Origin of the sequence: Priestia megaterium (assembly GCF_046599315.1) — a bacterium.
GTDB classification, from domain to species: Bacteria; Bacillota; Bacilli; order Bacillales; family Bacillaceae_H; genus Priestia; species Priestia megaterium_F.
Genome location: NZ_JBKIKC010000022.1, coordinates 59150 through 81109 on the forward strand (window position 1 = coordinate 59150; position 21960 = coordinate 81109).

28 protein-coding genes, 1 pseudogene and 2 riboswitches are annotated in these 21960 nt (G+C 36.8%); of the genes and pseudogenes, 7 read left to right on the top strand and 22 right to left on the bottom strand.

Annotated features, from left to right (window positions below):
• Nucleotides 1–110: 110 nt before the first annotated feature.
• Nucleotides 111–1088: a ring-cleaving dioxygenase gene (locus ACLHDF_RS29885; protein WP_328236306.1), complete on the bottom strand. Its 978-nt coding sequence runs from the start codon at nt 1086–1088 to the stop codon at nt 111–113.
• A 248-nt stretch (nt 1089–1336) separates the two neighbouring features.
• A complete protein-coding gene (locus ACLHDF_RS29890; RefSeq protein WP_413922020.1) occupies nt 1337–1897 on the bottom strand; it encodes a maltose acetyltransferase domain-containing protein in 561 nt (186 codons plus the stop codon).
• Between the two features lie 282 nt (nt 1898–2179).
• Here ACLHDF_RS29890 and ACLHDF_RS29895 point away from each other — a divergent pair, with 282 nt between their 5' ends.
• The 4 genes from ACLHDF_RS29895 (at nt 2180) to ACLHDF_RS29910 (ending at nt 5228) form a co-directional block, all read left to right on the top strand.
• Nucleotides 2180–2536 (top strand): hypothetical protein, encoded by a 357-nt coding sequence (locus tag ACLHDF_RS29895; protein WP_413922021.1) that lies wholly within the window; start codon nt 2180–2182, stop codon nt 2534–2536.
• Nucleotides 2537–2543: 7 nt separating this feature from the next.
• Nucleotides 2544–3080 (top strand): PIN domain-containing protein, encoded by a 537-nt coding sequence (locus ACLHDF_RS29900; protein ID WP_413922022.1) that lies wholly within the window; start codon nt 2544–2546, stop codon nt 3078–3080.
• 538 nt (nt 3081–3618) lie between these two features.
• Nucleotides 3619–3813: a hypothetical protein gene (locus tag ACLHDF_RS29905; protein WP_275799552.1), complete on the top strand. Its 195-nt coding sequence runs from the start codon at nt 3619–3621 to the stop codon at nt 3811–3813.
• Nucleotides 3814–4562: 749 nt separating this feature from the next.
• On the top strand, nt 4563–5228 hold the full coding sequence (locus ACLHDF_RS29910; RefSeq protein ID WP_413922023.1) for a YhcN/YlaJ family sporulation lipoprotein: 666 nt from the start codon (nt 4563–4565) through the stop codon (nt 5226–5228).
• A 175-nt stretch (nt 5229–5403) separates the two neighbouring features.
• Here ACLHDF_RS29910 and ACLHDF_RS29915 read toward each other — a convergent pair whose 3' ends face one another.
• Entirely contained in the window at nt 5404–5583 is a 180-nt protein-coding gene (locus ACLHDF_RS29915) for a hypothetical protein (RefSeq protein ID WP_097826695.1), read from the bottom strand.
• 69 nt (nt 5584–5652) lie between these two features.
• A pseudogene (locus ACLHDF_RS29920) lies at nt 5653–5766 on the bottom strand (hypothetical protein); the annotation flags it as partial.
• A gap of 135 nt (nt 5767–5901) precedes the next feature.
• A riboswitch (cyclic di-GMP riboswitch) is annotated at nt 5902–5986 on the bottom strand.
• 693 nt (nt 5987–6679) lie between these two features.
• Here ACLHDF_RS29920 and ACLHDF_RS29925 point away from each other — a divergent pair.
• Both ACLHDF_RS29925 and ACLHDF_RS29930 read left to right on the top strand, forming a co-directional pair.
• A complete protein-coding gene (locus ACLHDF_RS29925) occupies nt 6680–6913 on the top strand; it encodes a Spo0E family sporulation regulatory protein-aspartic acid phosphatase (RefSeq protein ID WP_413922024.1) in 234 nt (77 codons plus the stop codon).
• 70 nt (nt 6914–6983) lie between these two features.
• Nucleotides 6984–7124, top strand: coding sequence for an anti-repressor SinI family protein (locus ACLHDF_RS29930; RefSeq protein WP_413920413.1), 141 nt, complete (start codon nt 6984–6986; stop codon nt 7122–7124).
• 58 nt (nt 7125–7182) lie between these two features.
• On the opposite strand, the gene ACLHDF_RS29935 is transcribed toward ACLHDF_RS29930, so the two are convergent.
• Both ACLHDF_RS29935 and ACLHDF_RS29940 read right to left on the bottom strand, forming a co-directional pair.
• Nucleotides 7183–7311, bottom strand: a complete 129-nt coding sequence (locus tag ACLHDF_RS29935; RefSeq protein WP_413922025.1) for an anti-repressor SinI family protein — start codon at nt 7309–7311, stop codon at nt 7183–7185.
• 18 nt (nt 7312–7329) lie between these two features.
• Nucleotides 7330–7415: riboswitch (cyclic di-GMP riboswitch) on the bottom strand.
• Between the two features lie 276 nt (nt 7416–7691).
• The gene (locus tag ACLHDF_RS29940) at nt 7692–7874 is read right to left on the bottom strand and encodes a hypothetical protein (RefSeq protein ID WP_413922026.1); all 183 of its coding nucleotides are present in this window, start codon (nt 7872–7874) and stop codon (nt 7692–7694) included.
• Nucleotides 7875–8022: 148 nt separating this feature from the next.
• On the opposite strand from ACLHDF_RS29940, the gene ACLHDF_RS29945 reads away from it, so the two are divergent.
• Nucleotides 8023–8208 (top strand): hypothetical protein, encoded by a 186-nt coding sequence (locus tag ACLHDF_RS29945; RefSeq protein ID WP_413922027.1) that lies wholly within the window; start codon nt 8023–8025, stop codon nt 8206–8208.
• Between the two features lie 36 nt (nt 8209–8244).
• Here ACLHDF_RS29945 and ACLHDF_RS29950 read toward each other — a convergent pair whose 3' ends face one another.
• The 16 genes from ACLHDF_RS29950 to ACLHDF_RS30025 form a co-directional block, all read right to left on the bottom strand.
• Complete coding sequence (locus ACLHDF_RS29950) at nt 8245–9252, bottom strand: LysM peptidoglycan-binding domain-containing protein (RefSeq protein ID WP_413922028.1); 1008 nt, start codon at nt 9250–9252, stop codon at nt 8245–8247.
• A gap of 56 nt (nt 9253–9308) precedes the next feature.
• Entirely contained in the window at nt 9309–9524 is a 216-nt protein-coding gene (locus ACLHDF_RS29955; protein ID WP_114894125.1) for a BhlA/UviB family holin-like peptide, read from the bottom strand.
• A gap of 87 nt (nt 9525–9611) precedes the next feature.
• A complete protein-coding gene (locus ACLHDF_RS29960) occupies nt 9612–9803 on the bottom strand; it encodes a hypothetical protein (RefSeq protein ID WP_413922029.1) in 192 nt (63 codons plus the stop codon).
• Entirely contained in the window at nt 9800–10051 is a 252-nt protein-coding gene (locus tag ACLHDF_RS29965; protein ID WP_413922030.1) for a hypothetical protein, read from the bottom strand. The genes ACLHDF_RS29960 and ACLHDF_RS29965 overlap by 4 nt, the downstream gene beginning before the upstream one ends.
• A gap of 3 nt (nt 10052–10054) precedes the next feature.
• Complete coding sequence (locus ACLHDF_RS29970) at nt 10055–12112, bottom strand: hypothetical protein (protein WP_413922031.1); 2058 nt, start codon at nt 12110–12112, stop codon at nt 10055–10057.
• 38 nt (nt 12113–12150) lie between these two features.
• Nucleotides 12151–12609, bottom strand: a complete 459-nt coding sequence (locus tag ACLHDF_RS29975) for a hypothetical protein (RefSeq protein ID WP_413922032.1) — start codon at nt 12607–12609, stop codon at nt 12151–12153.
• A gap of 11 nt (nt 12610–12620) precedes the next feature.
• A complete protein-coding gene (locus ACLHDF_RS29980; RefSeq protein ID WP_275037494.1) occupies nt 12621–12917 on the bottom strand; it encodes a hypothetical protein in 297 nt (98 codons plus the stop codon).
• Nucleotide 12918: 1 nt separating this feature from the next.
• Nucleotides 12919–13815 carry a hypothetical protein gene (locus ACLHDF_RS29985; protein WP_413922033.1) on the bottom strand — a complete coding sequence of 299 codons (897 nt, stop codon included), beginning with the start codon at nt 13813–13815 and terminating at the stop codon, nt 12919–12921.
• On the bottom strand, nt 13812–14933 hold the full coding sequence (locus ACLHDF_RS29990; RefSeq protein WP_413922034.1) for a baseplate J/gp47 family protein: 1122 nt from the start codon (nt 14931–14933) through the stop codon (nt 13812–13814). The genes ACLHDF_RS29985 and ACLHDF_RS29990 overlap by 4 nt, the downstream gene beginning before the upstream one ends.
• Nucleotides 14923–15285 carry a DUF2634 domain-containing protein gene (locus ACLHDF_RS29995; protein WP_413922035.1) on the bottom strand — a complete coding sequence of 121 codons (363 nt, stop codon included), beginning with the start codon at nt 15283–15285 and terminating at the stop codon, nt 14923–14925. The genes ACLHDF_RS29990 and ACLHDF_RS29995 overlap by 11 nt, the downstream gene beginning before the upstream one ends.
• Nucleotides 15282–15617: a hypothetical protein gene (locus tag ACLHDF_RS30000; protein ID WP_413922036.1), complete on the bottom strand. Its 336-nt coding sequence runs from the start codon at nt 15615–15617 to the stop codon at nt 15282–15284. The genes ACLHDF_RS29995 and ACLHDF_RS30000 overlap by 4 nt, the downstream gene beginning before the upstream one ends.
• Nucleotides 15617–16444: a phage protein gene (locus ACLHDF_RS30005; protein ID WP_413922037.1), complete on the bottom strand. Its 828-nt coding sequence runs from the start codon at nt 16442–16444 to the stop codon at nt 15617–15619. Before ACLHDF_RS30005 ends, ACLHDF_RS30000 begins: the two co-directional genes overlap by 1 nt.
• The gene (locus ACLHDF_RS30010) at nt 16441–16794 is read right to left on the bottom strand and encodes a phage baseplate plug family protein (protein WP_413922038.1); all 354 of its coding nucleotides are present in this window, start codon (nt 16792–16794) and stop codon (nt 16441–16443) included. The genes ACLHDF_RS30005 and ACLHDF_RS30010 overlap by 4 nt, the downstream gene beginning before the upstream one ends.
• Before the next feature lie 13 nt (nt 16795–16807).
• Nucleotides 16808–17353, bottom strand: a complete 546-nt coding sequence (locus ACLHDF_RS30015; protein WP_413922039.1) for a LysM peptidoglycan-binding domain-containing protein — start codon at nt 17351–17353, stop codon at nt 16808–16810.
• Nucleotides 17354–17355: 2 nt separating this feature from the next.
• Complete coding sequence (locus ACLHDF_RS30020) at nt 17356–18030, bottom strand: transglycosylase SLT domain-containing protein (RefSeq protein ID WP_413922040.1); 675 nt, start codon at nt 18028–18030, stop codon at nt 17356–17358.
• Nucleotides 18031–18381: 351 nt separating this feature from the next.
• Nucleotides 18382–21942 (bottom strand): peptidoglycan DD-metalloendopeptidase family protein, encoded by a 3561-nt coding sequence (locus tag ACLHDF_RS30025; RefSeq protein ID WP_413922041.1) that lies wholly within the window; start codon nt 21940–21942, stop codon nt 18382–18384.
• Between the last annotated feature and the right edge of the window lie 18 nt (nt 21943–21960).

The window sequence follows — 21960 nt, forward strand, 5'->3', positions numbered from 1 at the left end:
GCTGTTTTTAAGTGAACATTCGCAACAGGGATAGTGTCAGATTTGAAAGCTAATTCGTCTTTGTGACGGCAAAAAACACTCAAATAGCTATATTTGAGTGTTTTTGTGTATTATTCTTTCACAAACTCTTTTGTACTTCTTACTGTATCAATCGGGCGCACAAGCTTCTCAATTTCTGCGCGTTTGGGCTCTAAAAACGGCGGCAGTGATAATTTTTCTCCGAGCGTTTCGTAAGGTTCATCTCCCATAAATCCTGGTCCATCTGTCGCAAATTCAAATAAAATTTGCGGAGCTACTCTTGCATACAACGATTCAAAGAAGTGACGATTCACATAACCAGACGTATGGAAACCAAAGCTTGGCATTCGGTTAATCCATTCTTCAAGAGCCTGTCGATTTTCCACGCGAAAAGCAACGTGATGGACAGTTCCAAAACCTTGCTGAGCCTGCGGAAGTTTTTCATTGTGTTCGACTACTACTTGCGCACCGTTTCCGCCTTCTCCTACTTCAAATAGATGAAGATCTCCATCTTGAGCAATCTCTTTAAATAAAAGAACTTTTTCCATCATTTCTTTGAAGTAATTAAACTCTGCAATACGAATAAAGATAGGGCCGAGTCCCGTAATGGCGTATTGCAGAGGCACAGGGCCTTTTTGCCAAGGAGTGCCTGATTCAACTCCTTGATTTCCTTCATCAGAAATTAACTGATACTGCTGATCGTCAAAATCAACAAAAGAAAGCGTCTTTTTCCCAAAAAGCTCTTGAATTCCCGTATGCTTCACTTCTAAACGGTCAAAGCGCTTTACCCAATAGTCTAAAGCTGCGTCGTTCGGAACGCGGAAAGATGTTTTTGAAATTTCATTTGTTCCGTGAAAACCTTTTGGAATGCCTGGAAAATCAAAAAAAGTCATGTCCGTTCCAGCGCTTCCTTTATCATCTGCAAAAAACAAATGATACGTTTGAATATCATCTTGATTGACCGTTTTTTTAACTAAGCGCATACCTAACACATACGTGAAAAATTCATAATTCTTTTCTGCACTGCTTGTAATAGCAGTTACATGGTGTATTCCTTTTAAGTGGTTCATTCTGCATTCCTCCGGATAAATCGTCTAGTTTATCATTCATTATTTATCTTTAATTTAAATATCTTTAATTAAAGATAATATACCATGATTCATTTTCCCTTGTCAATAAAGTATGGATGATCTTGGGAGGAAGTATGCAGGTTTTTACATTTTATTGAAACATCACAAATAATCCTAAGCCAAATCGGCATTAAAATACCGTATATAAACAAAGAGCTTTTAGGATTCAAAAGCTCTTTATTTATTCTTTAATTTTCAATACGTTTAATGATAACTGCAGGATTGCCTCCGACTACTACGTTATCAGGAACATCTTTTGTCACAACAGCACCTGAAGCAATTACCGCATTGTTGCCTATTTTCACTCCAGGATTAATAATGGCTCTTCCCCCAATCCAAACGTTATTTCCTATTTCTACGCGTTTTCCAAACTCAGCGCCTGAAATTCTTTCAAGAGCATGCAAAGGATGAGTTGCTGTATAGATATGTACACCTGGTGCAAGAAAACAATTATCTCCTATTCTTATTTCACATACGTCTAAAAATACGCAGTCAAAATTAGCATAAAAATTTTCTCCAACATGAATGTTAGAACCGTAGTCGCAGCGGAAAGTAGGCTCAATGTAGAGAGCGTGTCCTGTTGAACCAAACAGTTCTTTTAATAAATTTGTACGTAGCTCCTCTTCCTTCTCTGTTGTTTGATTATAAAGTCTTGTCAATCTTCGAGCGTTTTCACGTTCCTTTATTAATTGCGGATCAGCGGAAAGATATAATTCTCCATCCAGCATTTTTTGCTTTTCTGTTTTCATTTTGCATCCCCTTTTTTGTAGTTCCTGCTCTAACACCGAAATTCTTTATAGACAAGTGTCCTCAGTAGCTTAGATTATACTAATTTATTTCCTTTACACAATATCATGTTTTTAAACCTTTGTCTGTTATCCGTTGAAAACATCACCCTACAGAGAAGCATTAATTAATTACTTTAATGACTATAAGGAGCTGACTTTCTAATCTTTTTATACAAAAGGAATAGTAAGAAAAAACTTTATCACATATACTATATAAATTTATATAAAAGGCAGGAGGATACCATGAAAGCACAGCGCTTGATAGATGAACAAAAAGGAACTTACAGCAAAGAAGTTCAGAAGCACTTTAAATTCAAAACAAATGCGAAAATTTATACACAGCCCTCGACACAATCGTCTCTATTGCATCCTTTTTACAAGAAGAACCTTAAATACAAACCTTACAATAAAGTTTTACGCACTTATGATAAAGAAGAAACAACAATAAATGAGACACGAGAAAAACGTATAACCCCTATAAAAACTAGATTGACAAAAAACGAAAAGCTTTTATTAAGTAATCAACTTTCGAACTCTGTAGCTCTTTACTCTCCTTTTGGGGTGGAAGAGCTGGTACGAATGGCTAGTAGAGAGGAGTGAACAATTTGTGTTGCATGAAAAAGTAATAATTGATACAAACATTTGGGCTTCACATGCTCTTAACTACCCGGAAGTTGTCGAATATATTAATGAACTTATTTCAAATAATGCGGAATTTTTAATGCCCACTGTTGTAGAAATGGAGCTGCTGTCGCATTGGGAAGTAGAAACAAACCCTCAAGTCAAAGCAGTGAAAAATCATTATATTTACGATATGACAGATAAGATTGTAGACGTTACAAGTGAAGTTGCACAGCTGGCAGCTCAAATTCGCCGAAAAGCTAAAATAGAGTCCAATAAAAAAATTAAAGGCCCAGATGCGATGATTGCCGCATCTGCTTTTATACATAATGCAACACTGATTTCCAACAACAACAAAGATTTTGCTTGGATTACACTAAATTTCAGCTATCAAGGTCAACAACTATCTTATGTAAACCCTATTAAAGACACGATTTCTTATGCTTCTTTTATTAAAAGCTTCGAACTGCCCACGTTACCTCATACAGCAGATACCTTACAAAAAAATGAAAAGGATAACTAATTTTTTAGAATACTCCTTATCTCCCGTCAAATTTTTAAAATTGAATATTTGATGGGTACATACTCCAATTCTTTTTGTAATGCATACAGTAAAAAGCATAAAAACTTAGGCCGTGAAAACAGTGAATTATCAACATTATCCGGAACAACCTTTAGAAGAATACCAATACAACCATGAGTATTATTTGAATCCCTTGGGCATATATCAGAGGGTTTCAGAGATGTTCACAAAACAAGTACAAACTCTTTAGGTTGCTGAATATAACTCATTTTATATTCATACCTTTTAGCAATCTTTTAGATAGTATGCGGTCAATTGCGTGGTCAATTTTTATTGGCCACTTTTTTATACGATTAGCATCTGTATTATAGCTTTTGTTAACATTGGTAACAAGCCAGCCATCATATAAACGTAAATGGCAGCATTTTTCACTCATACAAAATCATTCTAAAAAGGAAAATATTTTATTGATTAGAAAATGTTCAAATACAAAATATATAGCTGTATTCAATCCATTTAAATAAGGAGGTGACATGTCATGAAAAACAACATTCAAATCTTACCGATTATAGCTTCTGTTGGTATCGGAGCAGCTGCTTATAGTATGATGACAGGACGTGGTGGACAACTTCAAAATATGATGTCTCTTCCTCAATTGTCTAATATGAGCAATATGGGTAGCATGGGGAATCAAGGAAGTAATACAATGACCAACCAACAACAAAATCCATAATACAAAGCTCTCCTAACTATAAATGGGAATTCATTATTATAGCTGTATTAAGAAACGCTCACCTATAGCAATGCTTTTATTAATAGTGATAGTAGCTAAATAAACACATAAGTAATACTCGTTTTTGTCAATCAACTAATACTTTTCTTACGTATATTTTAAATATTTACTTCCTCATAAAAAGAGAAGCCCCTTATAAATATAAGAAGCTTCTCTTTTATTGTTTTTTCTTATTCATTATGCATGGCTACGATTGCCAGGACGTATTTTAAAGTCATCGTTAGTCCTCAACTTATATCCTCGGGAAGTATGCTTATCTTTTATTGGTCAGATAAACCGTTTTTTATTTGGCGTCTACTCGTCATTGTTTGAAAGGTTGCTGGTGCCATCTTAGTTCCACGCCCTCTTGTTATTCCATAAGTGGCAACAGCCCCAGCCCCAACCCCAAGACCTAATAACGAAAATATCCTGCCTCTGTTATTCCGCCTCTTCCCAAATATCCCTCTATTATTGCGACCAAAATTAAATAAGGAAGTTAACCAGCGTAAGTTGTTCATTATGCGAATACCTCTTTGATAGTTGTTTGAAAGAAAATACTCTTCCAACGCCTTTATTTTTTGACAACTTTACTTATATATACTGGAAAAATGATACTACCCCTTTTCATTTTCAAATTATTCCCTGTAATTATTTTTGAAAATAATGCGGATTTTAAAAGATATACGAATATTACAAGGAGTGAGGACAAGATGAAGAAAAGAAAATATTTATTTGGTCTCCTATCAACCATTTTATCTGTAGGATTCCTTTTTGGTTGTAATGATAAAAAGGATGAAGCTGAGCCCGATCCAACTGAAGAACCTTCGGAACAAAAGGCAGAGAACGATCGTAATAACAATGGACCACTAAATGTTGGGGACCAAGCCGATAGAAATTGGAATAATAAAAAGGATGAAGCTGAACCCGATCCAACTGAAGAACCTTCGGAACAAAGGGCACAGAATGCTCGTAACAACAATGGGCCACTAAATGTTGGATATGATCCTAATGGGGATGATAATAATAATGACAATAATCAAACACGATTAGAAGTAGCTGATAAGGCTGCAGATCGTATTGCTAAATTAGACGAAGTAGACACTGCGAATGTGATTGTTACAAACCGAAATGCATACGTGGCTGTTGTTTTAAAGAATGGAGCAAATGGAGAAGTGACCGATCGTTTAAAAAAGAAGATTTCAGATCAAGTTAAAGCTACAGATCGGGATATTCGAAATGTATATGTGTCATCCGATCCTGATTTTGTAAATCGTATGGAAGGATACGGAAACCGGATTAATGAAGACGCGTCAAGAGATGGTCTATTTGAAGAGTTTACTGAAACCGTTCGAAGAGTATTTCCTAACAATCGTTAAATTAAAAGGATGATGCGTAGTAAGTCAATTACTATGTTCTAGAAAAGATAAACCTCCTTGGATTATAAGGAGGTTTCATCTATTATGTTTATCCTTCTCCACTTAAGAGGGATTTTTTATTATATATTTTTTCAATCCGCAATTCGCACATTTACATAAGACAATATTTGCGTATTTAGTCTTCATCACGGTCTGCTCTAAATGCATCATCGGATACTGAATTTAATTGATGGTTAAGCTTTTCGAAGTTATCTTGTTTTACCTTATTTATCATAGTAGCTTCACTAGAAATATTAGTTTTTTGTCTAGTATCTGCATTTCCACTAACTCCAAAACCAACATTGTTATCTGTCATAAAGATTCACCCCTTAATTATATTGTGTAGAGGTTATCTAAATAAATAACAGGGAGTAAGAGGAAATTATTAAATATTCTTTTTCATACCGCAGTTGGTACATTCACGTAGAAACTTGCCACCGCCTACGCTGCTTTTGAATTTCACACTGCAGCAATTGCCACAGCGGCCAGCTTTTTTGTCTTAATGCGGTATCACTTACTAATTTCTTCTCCACATCTAATACATCTTCCAGAAGCAATTTCTATTTTATGCTGATTCTTAACCTTACACTTGAAGATTTTTTAAAAAAACTCTATCACTTTAAATTCTCCTTTACCAGATAACCAAGCTGTCATAGTCATTTGACCTTAGACTTTTTGTTTTACATCTGAGTCTTTCGATTAGTTTGCCTGCACTGTAGTATTATTATTTTACAATTAATTATATAATTGTAAATATATGTATTTTTTTACATAAATCAGTATAGTTGATAAATAAGAAAAGTTCACTAGGTCTTACGAATTATTTTACATATAAATCCATATAATAACTAAGACATAATTAAATAACAATTACGTTCCAATCAAGGGTAAAAAGATACATACCAAATTACTTATTTTTATAATAATAAAAAAGACCCCTACTCTAATGAGCAGGGGCCTTACCTTGTCTGTCACCAAACAGAAAAGGATTTGCTAAGGGGATTGTTTGCTATCAGGGGAGATAACAAAGGGTCTCGACAATATTACATTGTCAAACAGTAAAGTAATGATAGTGAAATAATTATCATTATAAAGTGTACTCCTATAAAACACACCTGTCCACAATTCTGCTCCAGATATTCTTCTTCATTCCACAACTCGTGCATTCGCGTAGAAACTTGTTGCCGCCTACGCTACTTTTAAACTTAATACTTGCGTAATAATCGCCTTGGTCGGCTCCCTACCTTATTCGATAATTCTTTGTTTTCATAAAACTTGTTTACGTTTATATTTGCGTATGTACCTTCCATCTTCAATTACTATGAATTTGAATTAATTTTCAACTTCAAAATATTTACTTTTAACCGATTAGAAAGTAGTGAGGAAATTTAGTACAGAATATTTTAAAGTAGGTGACAAACTTGTTATACAAAAATAACATCTTACTATGCCCCACTCTAGGTTCTACATTATCAGAGATTGAAGATATTAGAGAGCTAATGATAGCTACAGGCATTAGAGAAGGGTTTGACAGCACCCAAACTATAGTATTAAGCCAGAAACTTGACGAGCTGTTAAATAAATTTCATTGGGAAAGAGAAGAACATAGAAAACTAATGATTTATTATATGCTATTGAATATATAATAAATTAATTATATTATCATATTTGCGGGTATCTATAGAAAGTTAAAAATTCTATTCGAGGAGCACTAATATGAATAATCACAGTGAAACTATTCCAAAAGAGTGGATGGACTTAGCAAAAGAAGCTATGAATTCGAATGTGAGTAAAGAGGACTTCAAAAAATTTCTTGAACAGAAAGCTAAGGATTCTAAAGATAATAAGGAAGAGTAAGTTTACCTGTAAAAAAACCATTAAGATTGTATCAGTCTTAATGGTTTTTTTCTTAAAATCATCTTTCATTAATTTTTAGGAAATCTTTAACTTCTTGTATCGTTAATCCTATCTCATACGCCTGTTTTATAAGCTTAATCCACTCCTGATCTAATTCTCCCTCTACTAAATTACCTTTTTTTACCATAAATATCCTCCTATTCATTTAGGCAACCTAGCTATCGTAGTCATTTAGACCTTAGACCTATGGCTTTGCGTCCTGATTTTTCAAACAGTTTGCCTTTCTCTAGGTGAATAGTATCATAATACCATTAAAACAGGTTAAATATTGTCAAATTTTGTGGCTTGACAATATTTTTTGTGAGTTTCCCACTTAATATGTCATAAATTAGTTAACATAGGCGGTAATTGGACAGATACATAAGCAATACTCGTTTTGATTAACCAAGAAATACTTTTTTCTTTAAAACGTACATAGAAGATAGTCCCTGATGAAAAGAATTAAAAAATACCTTCTTAACCATCAGTAAAAAAACCCTAAATTAAATCAATCAGAGCTTTTTAACATTAAATATTCTTTTTCAATCCACAATTCGTACACTCGCGTAGAAACTCGCCGCCACTTACGCTGCTTTTGAATTTAACGCTGCCACAGTAATCGCATCGTTCAGAAATTTTATCCGGTAAATCTTTGTATTCGTAAATCTTGTTCAAGTCAATGTTTGCATATTTATCTTCTGTAGTTTCCATTACTGATACCTCACATTCTTATTGCCTTATTTATATTGCCAAAAATACAGTTATGTAGACATTGGTATTAAAAAACAGATATAAAGAAGGTATTTCGTAAAAGAGCGGGAAATAGTAATTTTATATATTAAATGCTGGAGGGATGGATATGGCATACGTCCGTGTAGATTACGCAAAAATAGTCAATGGAGTTAGCTCCCAAGGAAGTGTTATGCTTAAAGGTGAATTATTAGCACGCGAAGAAGAACTTGTGAAGGAAGCCAAAACGGAAGCGGCTAAAAAAGAGGGTACAGTAAGTGACAATGTTAAAATATTAGGCTTTAAAGAAATTTAATAAAAAAGCCCCTACTTTGAAGAGCAGGGGCTTTAATCAATATCCTTTAGATTTTAAAACAGCTTGCAGTTTAGTTTTTGTGTTTGGTCCATACGTTCCATCCACTTCATAAGGTAAGTAAACTTTTTGGAAGCGTGTTACAGCGTCCTTTGTTCTAGATTCGTAAATACCATCAGCTGTACCGCATTTAAAGTTAACAGCATTCAAAGCTTCTTGAAGTTGCTTAATTGCTACTTTATCTTTTGAACTTGATTTAAGTACCCCAAAAGGTAAAGGATACTTGTATTCTAATTGCTCTTTTTTAGATGTTTCAGGAGTAGATGTATACGTATTTTTCGCGGTACCAAACTTAATTGTTTGACCTACTTTTAATTGTGACGGTTTTACATTAGGGTTAGCTGCAATTAAATCCTCTACAGTAATACCTTCTTTTCCATCTTTTAAAGCAACGCTCCAGAAAGTATCACCTTCTTGAATGGTATATAAGCCAGGTACCGGATCAGGTTGTTTAGCAGGTGGCAATAAATCAGATAATACATCTTTAAATGTCTTATTGTAATCAAACACACAACATGCTTTCCAAGAGTATCCTGGCATTTCGTTGTGGGCTTTATCATACTTACCAATTCCATCAGCAATTAAAGCTTTGTGTAAGTCAATAATAGAGCGAATAGTTGCCTCACTAAGCTTGTCTGTACGGTAATCACCAATAACACAGATGCCCAGGCCAATTGTATTGCTGTTACCCACATGATAGCTTTTTTTCGAAATATCTACACAGTAATAAATCGCAGCCTTACCATTCACAACATGCTTAGGATCAATGATTAAGTGATAAGCAATTTCTGGCCATCCATTTGTACGAACATGGAAATCAGCGAATGATTCAATTTTAGATCCACCTGCAGATAACTTAGTTAATGAATGATGCCATACACGTGTCGTAATAGAATTCACACCGTTTTTACGTTTTGCATATTCGCCCTTATGAACTAACTTACCTCGTTTATCGACTAACTGTGGTAACTTTTCGAATGTGTACATTTTCATCTTCCTTTCGAATTTTAGTTATATAAAAAAGCCCCTGCATAAGCAGAGACTTATTTTTCTTCTATTTGTTCACGAATATCTTTGATTTCTTCTTGCATTCCGGATACACTTTGCTCAATTTGCTGTAATGTATCAGTAGTACGTTCAACATGACTCATGAGTCTATCTTCACGTTCTTTCGATTCTTTTATTGTTTTAAAGAAAAGCCAAATAAACAACGCCGCATAAGGACCTTGTTGAGCGATTGTATTTAGTACTGGATCCATTTTTCTTCCCCCACCTTTTATAAAATAAAAACAGGGCTACTAGTAGCCCTTTACATGTACATCGTTATTTTTAAAATAAAAAAACACTTATTCAGCGTTTACTACAGGCTGTTCATCATTTGTAGGCTCTTCTGTAGATGTTTCCTCCGGATACACACCGACTTTTTCAGGATAGCCAGCAGCTACTACATCCGCTTTTACCTGCTCTTTATAAATAGATGGTACACGATCAAATGAAAAGTCACGTAATACGATGCATGTTGTGTAGAATGTAATCATTGTTTCAATGCCTCCACTTCTTCTTTTAATTGCTGCACTTCCATCATTAATGAACTAACCATTTCAGCCATTGCCTGACTATCTTCCATATTTACAGCAACCATTTCACCAATATTGGTCATATCTTGTGTAGGTGCACTGCCTTCTTGGATCTCGACAATCATTTGTTGTTCTTCTTCCTCTGTAATTCCTAGCTTTTGACGATAAGCTGCAAGGAGGACATCTACATTTACATTGTTTAAATCCATTTCTTACACACTCCATCCATTTGCCTTAGCAGCAAGTAGTAATTTATATAAGTAGCGGTCATGAACACTGGCTAAACTTCTTACGTCTGCTAGTTGCTCATTCATTTGGTCTACGGTAGAACGAATACTTGTATTGTAAGAAGCTTTCACGTTCACTGGATTGGTTGTGAATCTTTCTTTTTCCTGAACAAGATAAGTTACAGAATAGTCAGCTGCAGAATCATATAAGTTGGTAGGTATTACAGCTCGTTGGGCCCCATATGCTAAACCATTAGCTCCACTTTCCATTGACCAATTACCTAGATCTGAGTTGGTACCCTTATAAATATTAAGTATTTTTAACACACGATTACTCAAGGGGTTATCATTACTATCACCAGCTTTTCTATTGATGTAAGCAAGACTTGCAACAATAGAAGGTTTAGTTTTTTCTCTTACAATAACCCCGCTATCTAAAGAAACCTGTGTTTGTCCACTTACACTTAATGACCCTTCTACCTTATTTGTAATATCATCAATTTTTGGTGTAGAAAGCTGATAGAAAAGGTGATAGCCAATATAATCAGGTGCTTTATTAGCAACCACATATGCTAATGTTTGAGTAGGTGCATCTTTCCCATCAATGACAGACATCCAAGCTGTTGGTTTGTTAGATCCATCGACCGTCTTAACCTTCCAACCGTTGAAGTGAGCTTTAACTTCATCTGAAGTAGGTGTATAGGATTCTGCAAATCCCGTTTCAGCATCAGCGATGGTTACATAGAAACCTGTACTATTTAGCGTGTTTCTGTTAACCGTTGCCTCTACAGTTCCAATAGGTACTAATGATCCATTGTATTTAAGTAAGATTTGCGAATTATAAGCATAGTTAGAGATTCCACCCAATCTAAAGCGCTTAAATCCGGAAAAATCCATATTTAAGGGGTCCCAATTTAATGAACCATCAAGCAAAAGCATTTCACATCTCTTAAGAGTCTTCCAGCGTCCATCCTCTTGATATAATAAATCATTGACACCGTTTATTCCCCGAAGAAGTGTTTCAGCGTATAAATAAGACGGATTACGTGGTTTAAATGGCTTTACCGAACCCAAATTTAAATTTAATTCACTAAATGTTAATTTATCCCCCACTGCAGTGCCGTTATCTAGAGTAAATCTAAGCTCCCTTGTATTCGCTGATGTAGTAAAGGCGACATTAGGGGTACTAGCATTAACAAGTTTTGAAAGGTTAAGGTAGTTTCCGTTAATATCATGCTCATAAACAAGCAATCTACCGTTTATAGGAATCTTTCCGCTCATAGCAAAAGGTGTATTTGGTAAACAGCTCATTTTATAAGCAGTTCCTTGGTTTGCTGCTGTTGCATTCAACTCTAATTCATAAGGGGCATTGATTTTAGCGTTAGCATGTAACGACCACTCTGTAAGTGGAGGAAATAAATTATCTCCTTCAACAGTAACAATTGGGTTTTGCAATGATTTAACACCCTCAACCATTTGATAACGATTAGCAACTGCTGCAGCATCCCACTCTACTAAAATCTTATCGTAACTTTCTTGTGGTACTTCGTATAAAGGGATACGAGGCGCAGAGAAATTAGCATTAGGCTTCAATTCAATTTCTAATTCCACATAATCTGTATTGATAATAGATGCTGTTATTCCATCCGAAGCCTCCGCATATGCTAGGAAATGTACAAATCCATCAGTATCAATTCTTAAAGGAACTAGAGTTGGATCAATACTCTGTGAAAGACTTGTAACAGTTGATTTAGTATGAGAAGTTTGAGAGTTCCATGAGTTAACATCAACTCGCCAATTTGCAAAACTTGCTTTGTTTCCTCCTACACTGCTTCCAAATCCATACCAAGTTCCTGTAAGGCGTACGATGTTACTCTTTAACCACGTCACTTTATCGGCAACCGTAGATCCTGGGATTTTACCAATTTTGCGCTCAATTTCTTCAATAAGATTAAATGAAAATAAAGTTTGAGCCATCAAGCCATTTGCATTAATAAGTTTGCTAAAAACAACCCCATTTAAGCTAGAAATTTGACTATACATTGTACTATCATTTTCTACCCAAGAATTACCAACACCGTTTAGAGCTGCCCCTTCCCCCGTTTAAAAATATGGGGGTTCTCAAAAGTACTTCCACTTACCTTTCCTTCAAAGTTCGCTGTTCGGATAATTGTAGGACGAACATTTTTACCTTCAAACTTAGAAATACCTTTATAGGTTGTCCCATCAATAACAACCGCTGTTTTAGAATCAGCTAATACATACTTTTTTCCACCTTCAAGATCACTGTTACCCATACTAACTAAAGTACGCCCTTCAATTTGAACATCAAGCGGTGAACCATTCGGAGAGTTAAGAACACTTAAACCATAAGGCAGTGAAACCGTTTCTTTTGCTGCCTGTTCCATTTGTTTGTGAGCATCTTCAATACCCTGTTCCATCTTGTTTAAATTCCCTGCAGAAACTGGTGTCCCTTCTTGAACAATGTTCCCTTGTGAATCTTTTATTCTGTCTTTCCAGTACGTTTTTGTATACGCCATTTATTACCCTCCTAGACTTTCTTTAAGGTGTATTTAAACTCGACTAGTAAACCGCTAATCCCTTTTTTATTGATACTATCCGGTGTGTCATCGAAACTAGCCCCATCTTGATCTAATAACTCAAAACGAGTAATGGTTCCTGTGACTGAATCATCTAGATATAACATAAAGGTAATCACATCCCCTGTAATATCCGTTCGATAAATAGGTGTTTTATATTTCACGCCATTTAGTGTATATTGCCCTTCCTTGATGAATCCTTTTAGCCATGTTTTCATCTTAGAGTGTCCTGTTGAAGTAATTGCCACCTTATTTCACTCCTTCCGTGTACGTTTCCCCGCATATTGGATATGTTTGAAGGAACGCCGAATAACCAACCTGGCAATCAATGCCCGCTTGGTATAATGTCGTTTGGTTATCTTCTAGTCCATCACAAACTTGATAATCATTTATTGTAACAGCATAGATATTACTTACCTGAACCCCTGACTCATATAGCTTGTTTGTATTTTCGCCAATGACTTCATATTCATTTACAACTCGGTAATCTTGTTCAGTTACTGCATATTGGCTATCTATCTCTAACAAGCGGTTATATAACGCGTTCTCATTTGAAACAATTTCCTCTGAGCCCGCTACATGCTCACCTGTAAAGTTCTCATAAGGAAATACCCAGCGATTATAAGAACGATCAGCCATTAAAGATCGTTCAAAAATATAATCCCACTGTGTACCCACACCACTCGCTACGATACGTGAGGTATTCTCAAAAGGTAATCCTTTGGTATTTCCATCACCTTTGACTGTAATGAACAGGGTAGCGGATTGACCGTCAAAAGGCGTATCTTTATCAAGTTTCCACCCTTCCTCTACACTCACAAATTGTTCCCCAAGGTGAATACGAAGCAGCTGATTCACCGATTCAATATCGCCAATAGATAAATTAGAGAAAATCTTTGTCTTTATAAGCAAGCGGAATTCTTCATCATTTGTTTTATTTCGTGGCTGCCCTATATTTTCCCCAATAAGGTCCAGTGTGGTTCCTTCCGCCTTATCAATATCACGCCATTCTTCCGTTGTTTCTAAAGCTGTTTGAACCGCTGTGAGTTCATCTGAAATAATTCGGATGATTTTACTTATATTGCTACTCTCATTTTTAGTGAACAGATCCGTGAGCTTCGATATCATATCGTTAAACAAACTCATGACACCACAACCTTATCTGAGCTTGTACGAACTACAGAATCCGTGGAAATAGCGATATTTTGCAAACTATAATCTATACCATTTGTAGATAGTGTAATTTCAAGATCATCAATTCCCTCTACTGCTGATGTAATACGAATAAGCTTAGATACAATAACATCATCACCAATAGATAGGCCATCTAAATACGTTAAAATGGTTTGTTGCAGAAGGCTTTTACCATTAGACGGAAACTTTGCCCCAGGCGTCACTATTACTTTTACATATACATCCACAAATTGAGGACGGCTAAAGCCAATGGTATGTGTAAGTCCTTGTGAATCTAACACATCTATGCTTGTTGTACCGTAAGACTGAATGCCACCCGGTTTCTTTTTCAAAATAACAGCGGCAATTTCTTCATCATTCCCACCAAAGACAAAAGGCGCAATTGCATGAGGAGGAATTCCGTTTTGTTCGACAGCGTACACATTTTCATTTACTAGAGCGTAGCGGACACCCGCTATATCTAAAATGCTATCTAATAAGGAGGTACCTTGTGAACTAGATTGAAAGTAACGTGCTCTAAATTCGGCATCTGTTTCCTCTTCTTCGCCGCCAGCGGTAGCCCCAGCATTCGTGACTGACTCAACTTTATCACTTGGGTTTACAATGACCGTAATCTCGTTAACCCCTACGTTGCCTATTTCACCCGCTACAGTACATTCTATTGGTCCTATACCATAACCATCTGAACCAATTTCAACGTTGTCGGTGAGGTCAAAAACAACCTCTTTTGCCGTTTTAAATTGGTCACCGGCTTCTACTACATGCCCCGGTGTCCCTTTTATTTGAATTTCCCCGTAAGAGCGGGTAGCTCCATTACGGGAAATACCGATATATGGGCCTAAGCGATCTAGTTGCACTCCCGTTGCCTTACTTACATAAGCTGAATTGTATACCCGCTCCGCTATCTCCCATACCAGAGACAAAAACCATGCAAAAATCATGAGTAAAATACCGATTGGGCTTCTAGAAGATAGGTTAATATCAGCACCAAACATTTCCCTAAATTTATCTTCCATATCTCCCTTAAGGTCTTGATAGGTCTTTCGTTTAAATCCGTTTTTATCCAACATCAAAATCACCCCCATCTATCGGAAGTTGTGAGCCATCGTCTTTTTCAATGGTTAACGAAACATTTCGTGTCCTTTTTGCTTTGTTATCATCAAAATTAACAGCTGGTATGGAAGCTACCCGTTCCTCTTGCATAAGGGCCTCAATAATATCGTCTCGTGCTAAATCTTGATTTGCTGGCTTGCCCAGTACATTTTCATGAGAAAGCCCATGATTGGAATCTAAAAAGAACTCGCCTTTCCGCGTGCCTAATATGGCTTGTACGGATTGAACAAGTTCTTCATCACCAGATATCATGACTAATTCGGCATTTTCAATGACTAGATCACCATTTACTAACTTAGGAGCCTTCATTTCTTGAACCTCCCTACTATAACGGCATCATTTACACTGTGTCTTCTTGTGTGAACAGGATCAAATGGCTCTTTTCTCAAATAATCTAATGAACGATCAGCAAAGTTAATATAAACAATGTCACCTGAAGCTAAAGGTCCTTTCGCTTCAACATGATCTAAAATATAAGCATCTGATACTACCGCATACTCTTCACCGTTGTCTTTTTTGAATAAGGGTTTTATATCAGCTTTATCTCCATGTACAGCAAGTATTTTAGCAGGTCCAGCCACATTAATACTGGCACGTAGTGCCTCTGCAAAGTCTACAAAAAACTGAATATCGTCTGCCATTAAATCACCGTCACTTCTGTTTTAAAGTCTGATCCACTAGCTATGTGTTTTCCTTTTTTAGCACGGTATTGCCCATTAGCTGTTTTACTTTTAATTTGAACAATTGAAGCTGTTGAAATGCGATGTTGCAATAAACAATTAGCCGTATATCCCTTATAATCATCTTCCTCAAATGGATCTGGCGAACCTAGCAGCCCTGTAGCTTCTTCTAATACAAACCGTTCGTCTGTCCCCTCTTTAATAGAACGAACAACAAGTGTACCTTTTCGATAATATAGAGCAGCACCACAGTCCTTAACGACTTCATTGAGATTGTTTAAGATATTCCCTGTAACTGTATATCCACTTGTATAAGAAGGATTCTTAGGTAACTTCATTTCACCTAACCTGATACCTAAAGCACTTACTAAACGTTTAATAATAACATCGGCTTTTGTCCCTTTTGCGAATGCTATTTCCAAGCTTTTTTTGCTGGTACTTGTAGAAGAAGATACTTTAACTCCTGAATAGTCTTGCCCCTCAGTCATGTAGATAGTTGTAATCTTATCTACTCCATCACGTTTAGTTAAGACACTAGATATTTTCCCTTGTGATAGAATTCCATAATCGCTTTTATATCCAGCTTGTAAAATAAGTGTGCAATCCTTCTTAATATGATTAATAGATGTATTAGATAAGTTATAAATTTCTACTGTTATTTGATTAGGTGTAGAATCGTCATCAAATGGTACTTCAAACCGGATATGAAAATCCTCATTTGAAAAGTCAGCTTTGTAATCACCTTCTATATGAACCTTTATAACACGACCGAATAATTCATTGCTCATAATTCTTCTCCTAGATTTGGCTCTGATTCAGTAGAAGCTACATCATCAATGTATAAAAAAGTAGTAACCATAAAGTTATCAAAGGTCATGCATGTTTCTTTGTCTGCCTCATCCATCACTACAAGTGTAGGCGCTGGCAACCTTGAATCTATAGAATCTTGCCACAAAGGTTCATTCAAAACCAATTTCTCGCCAAGAATAATAGGTTGGCGCTGAATATTATATAAATCTACAGTGAAGAAATCACCTGCTTGATTGTAATTAAACTCAAATACAAATGTTTCATCAGCTAAGTCTAGTTCAAATTGTTCCGGTAGCTCTTCTTTGTTAACAGGTATATAATCACGCATTTCTTCACCTCATTCATTTCACTCTTAATTTTACGCCTATAGGCAACCGTCTATCAGGATACTTATTCCAAGCCCGTAATTGTGGGATGCCCGTACCATAACGTTTCCAGCACATCCAGTATGTATCACCTTTCTTTACCAGATGATAAACAGGTTTCGCTGCTGGTTTTGTCGTAACTGGTTTTTTCTTACCGTTGTTTTGTACTTTCACCCAAGGAGTAGAAGCAATGCGAATTTGTCTTAGTTTAATAGATACATCTTTTCCGTTGGCATTATTCGCATCAACAGAACCGTTTATATCTACAATAATTACGTTTTTTGCAATGTTACGTCCAACATACGTCAAGATTGTTCCATTTTTCATACATTTTTTTAGATATTCATAATCTGCAGTATAGTTAGGTCCATTTAAAACACCAGAGAGTGAAAATTCATCTGGCTTTTGTTCAACATGATCTGTCATTGGAATACCTTTTTCTACTGGATAAGAAGTTGCCTCAATAGAGGCAGAATCATCTTCCTTCTCAATTAATACTGTAACATTACCTAAACGAGCCATTTTCATCCTCCTATTAGACCTGACTTGATAAGTACCTCTTGGAATTTTTTATACTGCTCTGCTAACGCTTCATCGATTTGTTGTTTTACACTCTTTTCGCTTTCTTTATTACTACGTTCTCCACTAATAGTGATGACTGGGTTAAATTCAATATTAATTTGTGAAGATCCTGAATCACTTACAGCGAATACAGGATTTGTAATTTCATCTTCCTCTTTTGATTTGTTAGTAAATGTTTTCTTTGCAAAATCTTGAATATTAGGCCAGACCTTAGTTCCAACCGGTAGATTAGGAAACAGAGTAGGAACATTAGGACTTAAACCAAATTGTCCATTTGGTAGCATGAAAGGCTCATTTAGCCCTGCATCTCCTAAAACCGCGCTACCACCAGTATGAAATGGAGTTCCATTCGCATACCAGTTATGGCTTCTCCACCAACTTAATGCTCCACCAATGCTCTTATAACGTTTTTTGATATACTGAATACCCCAATAAATATTGTTTATTGGGGTAAATGGATCACCTTTATAGTTAAAGTGTTTTAACTGCATAAGACCTTTTGCGCGCCCATCAGAAGTCATTGCGCCTTGAGCTCTTGGGTTTCCACTTGATTCTTTATTAATAATCCAACCTAAACCATTTTTCCAATCAGCACCGGATACACCAGCTCTTGCCATACCTTGAGAAATCCAACTAGCAAGATTACCACTGACGGGACCACTATAAGCGCCACCACCACCAGCTTTACCTTGTAAATAGGTTAGCGGGTTGATGTAAGCACCATTGCGTTTAATTTTTAAGTCTAAGTGTGGTCCAGTTGAAAACGTTTATACCCCTGTTTTCACAGTATTTAATAGGGACTAGACTATACCATAGCCATTTTAAAGGCTTCCTTATTATAGTCGTTGAACCTTCACCATTGCAGGTGCTTGGCTGCTGATTATCCAATCTTTATTCTTTTCAAACCTTCACGTTTACCGTTTCCGGTTGCGTTGTGGTGAATAAAGCTCTAAGGACGTTCCAGCAATTTAAAGGATTGTTCGACTAACCATTACAGTTAGAAGGGGCAATGCTTCACCCGTTGAACCAACTTGACCAATAACCTGCCCTTCCTTAACATGCTGCCCCTGTTTAACAGAAGGTGCACGTAACATATGGATATATGACAACAAGTCGCTTCCTGACTGGATACGCACCCCATTACCAGCGGTACTTGATCCAATAATGACCTGTTTAACAATTCCATCAGTTAATGACTTGATAGCTGTGCCTGACGGTGCGGCTAAATCAATACCATGATGGACTCCACCCTTATGAACCTTATCATTCTTGTTACCGTTTGGCGTAAAACGTGTAGAAATCCGGAAAGGACTACCTAGATAATAGCTACCTATACCAGTACCAGACGCATCACCGCCCATAAAGTCAATGGCTTCTAATTGATTTTTAACGTAGTCAACAGCGGAAGACTTAATTTTCTTAACGGATCCACTAAGCATAGAACCAAATGCACCGCTGATTTTGGGTAAATCAGGAATGAATTTAGCAAAGACCTTTTTCATTAAATCACCTGGATTAGAAACGTAATCATAAACGTCTAATGCCAAGTCCTTAACTTTTGTAGCTCCAGCAGTTACTTTCTCCTTAGCGGCTGTTCCAACATCAACTGCAGTATCTTTTAAAGTTCCCAGAGCATCTGCTGCAACACTTTTGAAGTTTTTACCTACATTCCCTGAATCGTAAGCGGGAATCATACCAGATGCCATCAATTCCTGTGTTTGAGGACCGGAAAATACTTTTGTTCCTCTAGGGAGATTAAGCATTGTGTCAGTAGCAGGTGACATACCCATATGACCGCTAGGAGTAATATATAACTCCTTCATACCTCCATCACCAAGGATTGCAGGCCCACCAGGATGATAGTTTGTACCAGTTGCATATTCAGGAGGGTTCCAAGTAGGAATATTACTGTTCACACCAATTTTCCCTAGTACCCAGTCAATGCCGTCTGTCACCCCATTGATTCCAGAGGCTAACCCACTAACTAAAGTATTAGCTAAATGTTTTACTCCACCAAGGGCATATTTAGACATCGACTTGATTCCGGCACCAATCTTTCCTGGTAAATCTTTTGCTGCCTTTACGATTGAGGTAAAGCGGTCAGTGACATTTTTCCACATGCTTTGAGCTAAATTAGTAATAGAAGATTTTACGACAGACCAAGCAGAAGTTAGTCTAGATCCTGCTCCTTTTACTAATCTAACTATAAAATCTCCACCAGCTGAAAAAGCATTTTTCAGGAAGGTCCATAATGCAGTTGCCACCCTGCTTAAAGAAGATTTCATTACATTAAAAGAGTTAACAATTTGCTGGGCAGCACCTTTTAGTAATCTGAGAAGAAGATTTCCTCCTGAAGAAAAGGCATTGCTTAAAAATGTCCATAAACCCTTTATTATTGTAGTAGCAGACGATTTCAAAAAATTAAAAACTGAAAGTAATAAATTGAAATATCCCCTAACTACAGATACGATAAAACTAGCTCCTGCAGAGAAGGCTGACTTTAAAAAATTCCATAAGCCTTGTGCTATTGCAATAGCCTTCGACTTAATAAAATCAAAAATATAAAGAAGCCCAATTCTGAATGTTTCTATGTTGCTGAGGACACTTTTAGTGCCGCCTAGGAAGAGAGACTTCAAGGCTCCCCATAATCCTGTTACAATCCCACGTAGTAATCCACCAAATCCACGGAACACACCTAAAATTCGACCAACAAACATTAAATTTATATAGTTCCAGATTAATTGGATTGCCCCAAAAAAGATTTGTTTCAGACCTTCCCACATTTTAGAAAAATCACCAGTGAACAAACCTGCAAAAACCTTGACCAGTCCCATAATAATTTTTAGGGCCCCATCTATTATCCCCATAATGTTGCGCCATGCTCCCTGGATTATGCCCACCAAAAACGGCCAAACCACAGAAAGTATCGGAGTAATAATAGACATCGCCACGCGTACAGCGGTAGTTATTCCTGAAAAAATATTTTTAGCTGCCTGTAGAATTTGTTGACCGTTGCTGTCCCAGAAAGAGCGGAGTTGAGCAAGTTTTGACTGTCCAAAACTAACCACGGCAGATAAGGCCTGATTAATATAAGGAGACAAAAATCCCCAAACTTCAAGTGCCTTATTTTTTATGGCAGTCCACCCACTGATAACTGCATTTCTGAATGTTTCAGAGCGTGTCCACAATAAGTAAAGTGCTGCACCAAAGGCGATAACGGCGGCGGAAACTATCACTACAGTACCCATCATAGCAGCTAGGCCTTCCACTAATGGACCAATAAATACCCACGCTGCTGCAAATGCTGCTTTTAAGCCCATGATATATCCTATACCTGCTGCAAGAGGAGTTAAAATAAGAGCAAATGTAGCAACTAAGTATAGAAACATACCAGCTAACTTAGTGATCCACGGGTTAATTTCATTTAGTTTATTGATGAATCCACCAATCATGGTACCAACATCAACAATTTTGGCAGCTATTGTCCCCCAAAATGCTACGAAAGGCGCAACTGCACTAGCCCAGGTATTTTTGAAATTATATAGAGATACCCCAAGAGGAGTTAAAGAGTCCTGTAACCCTTTGACTTTTAACTGAGTTTCCTGCTTTAACTTTTCTAACTCAGTGGTAGCTGCTTGTCTTGCTAGTTGGTGCTTCTGTCTCCACAAGTCCACATATTTATTTAGCTGAGGCTGAGACATTTGATTTAAGGCAGCTATCTGTGAAGCAGCTTCTGGTCCCATCTTACGTAGACTAGCAATAAATCCTTCATCTACTCCTTTGCTAGCAAGGGAGTTAAGGTTTTTAGACCAATCTTGCATGACCTTGACTTGACCTTGAAGGTTAGATAAGAGCTTTTGTGGACTGGTCTTTTCTAACTGAACCTTCTCGAAAAGCCCCCAGGTATCTACAATTTCCTGTGTTCGATTCTTTACAGCATCTCGATAGTCTGCCCATGCGTTAGCTTGAGCAGCTAAATTCTCTCCGACGTCGGGTCCTTTTGCTGCATTCGCTAAAATAGCTGTAAATCCAGCCCATGCAACAGATGTAACCATTGCTACAGACTGCATACGCATAACACCTTGGGTGATCATGCCAATCATATCTTGGAGCTCTTTCATACTAGCGTTAGGCCCAAGCATCTGAAGAGCTAAAGAAGCAGAACTACTTTCCCTTGCCAAGCGTGACAAATTAGAAGTGACAGAAAGTAATGGATTGTTGACACGTAATAATGAATTGCCCATACGGTCGTAATTCTTAGCGGTTTTTTCACTTTGACCACTCATGGCAGACATTGTTGCCACTTGTTGAATAATACTTTGACGCATAGCTACGTTATTATTAATCATTTGATCAGTAGCCTTTTTATGTTCTTTTCCAAGTTTATGAATTTCGTCCATAAACTCTTTATTAGTTCCCGTGTATTTGCCCATCTGAGGACCTAACTTGTACATATCATGCTCTGTATTCATGATTTGTTGACGATATTTAAGCAACTCATTGTGGTTACGAATAAGTGACTTACGCATCTCTTCACTCATGCCTTG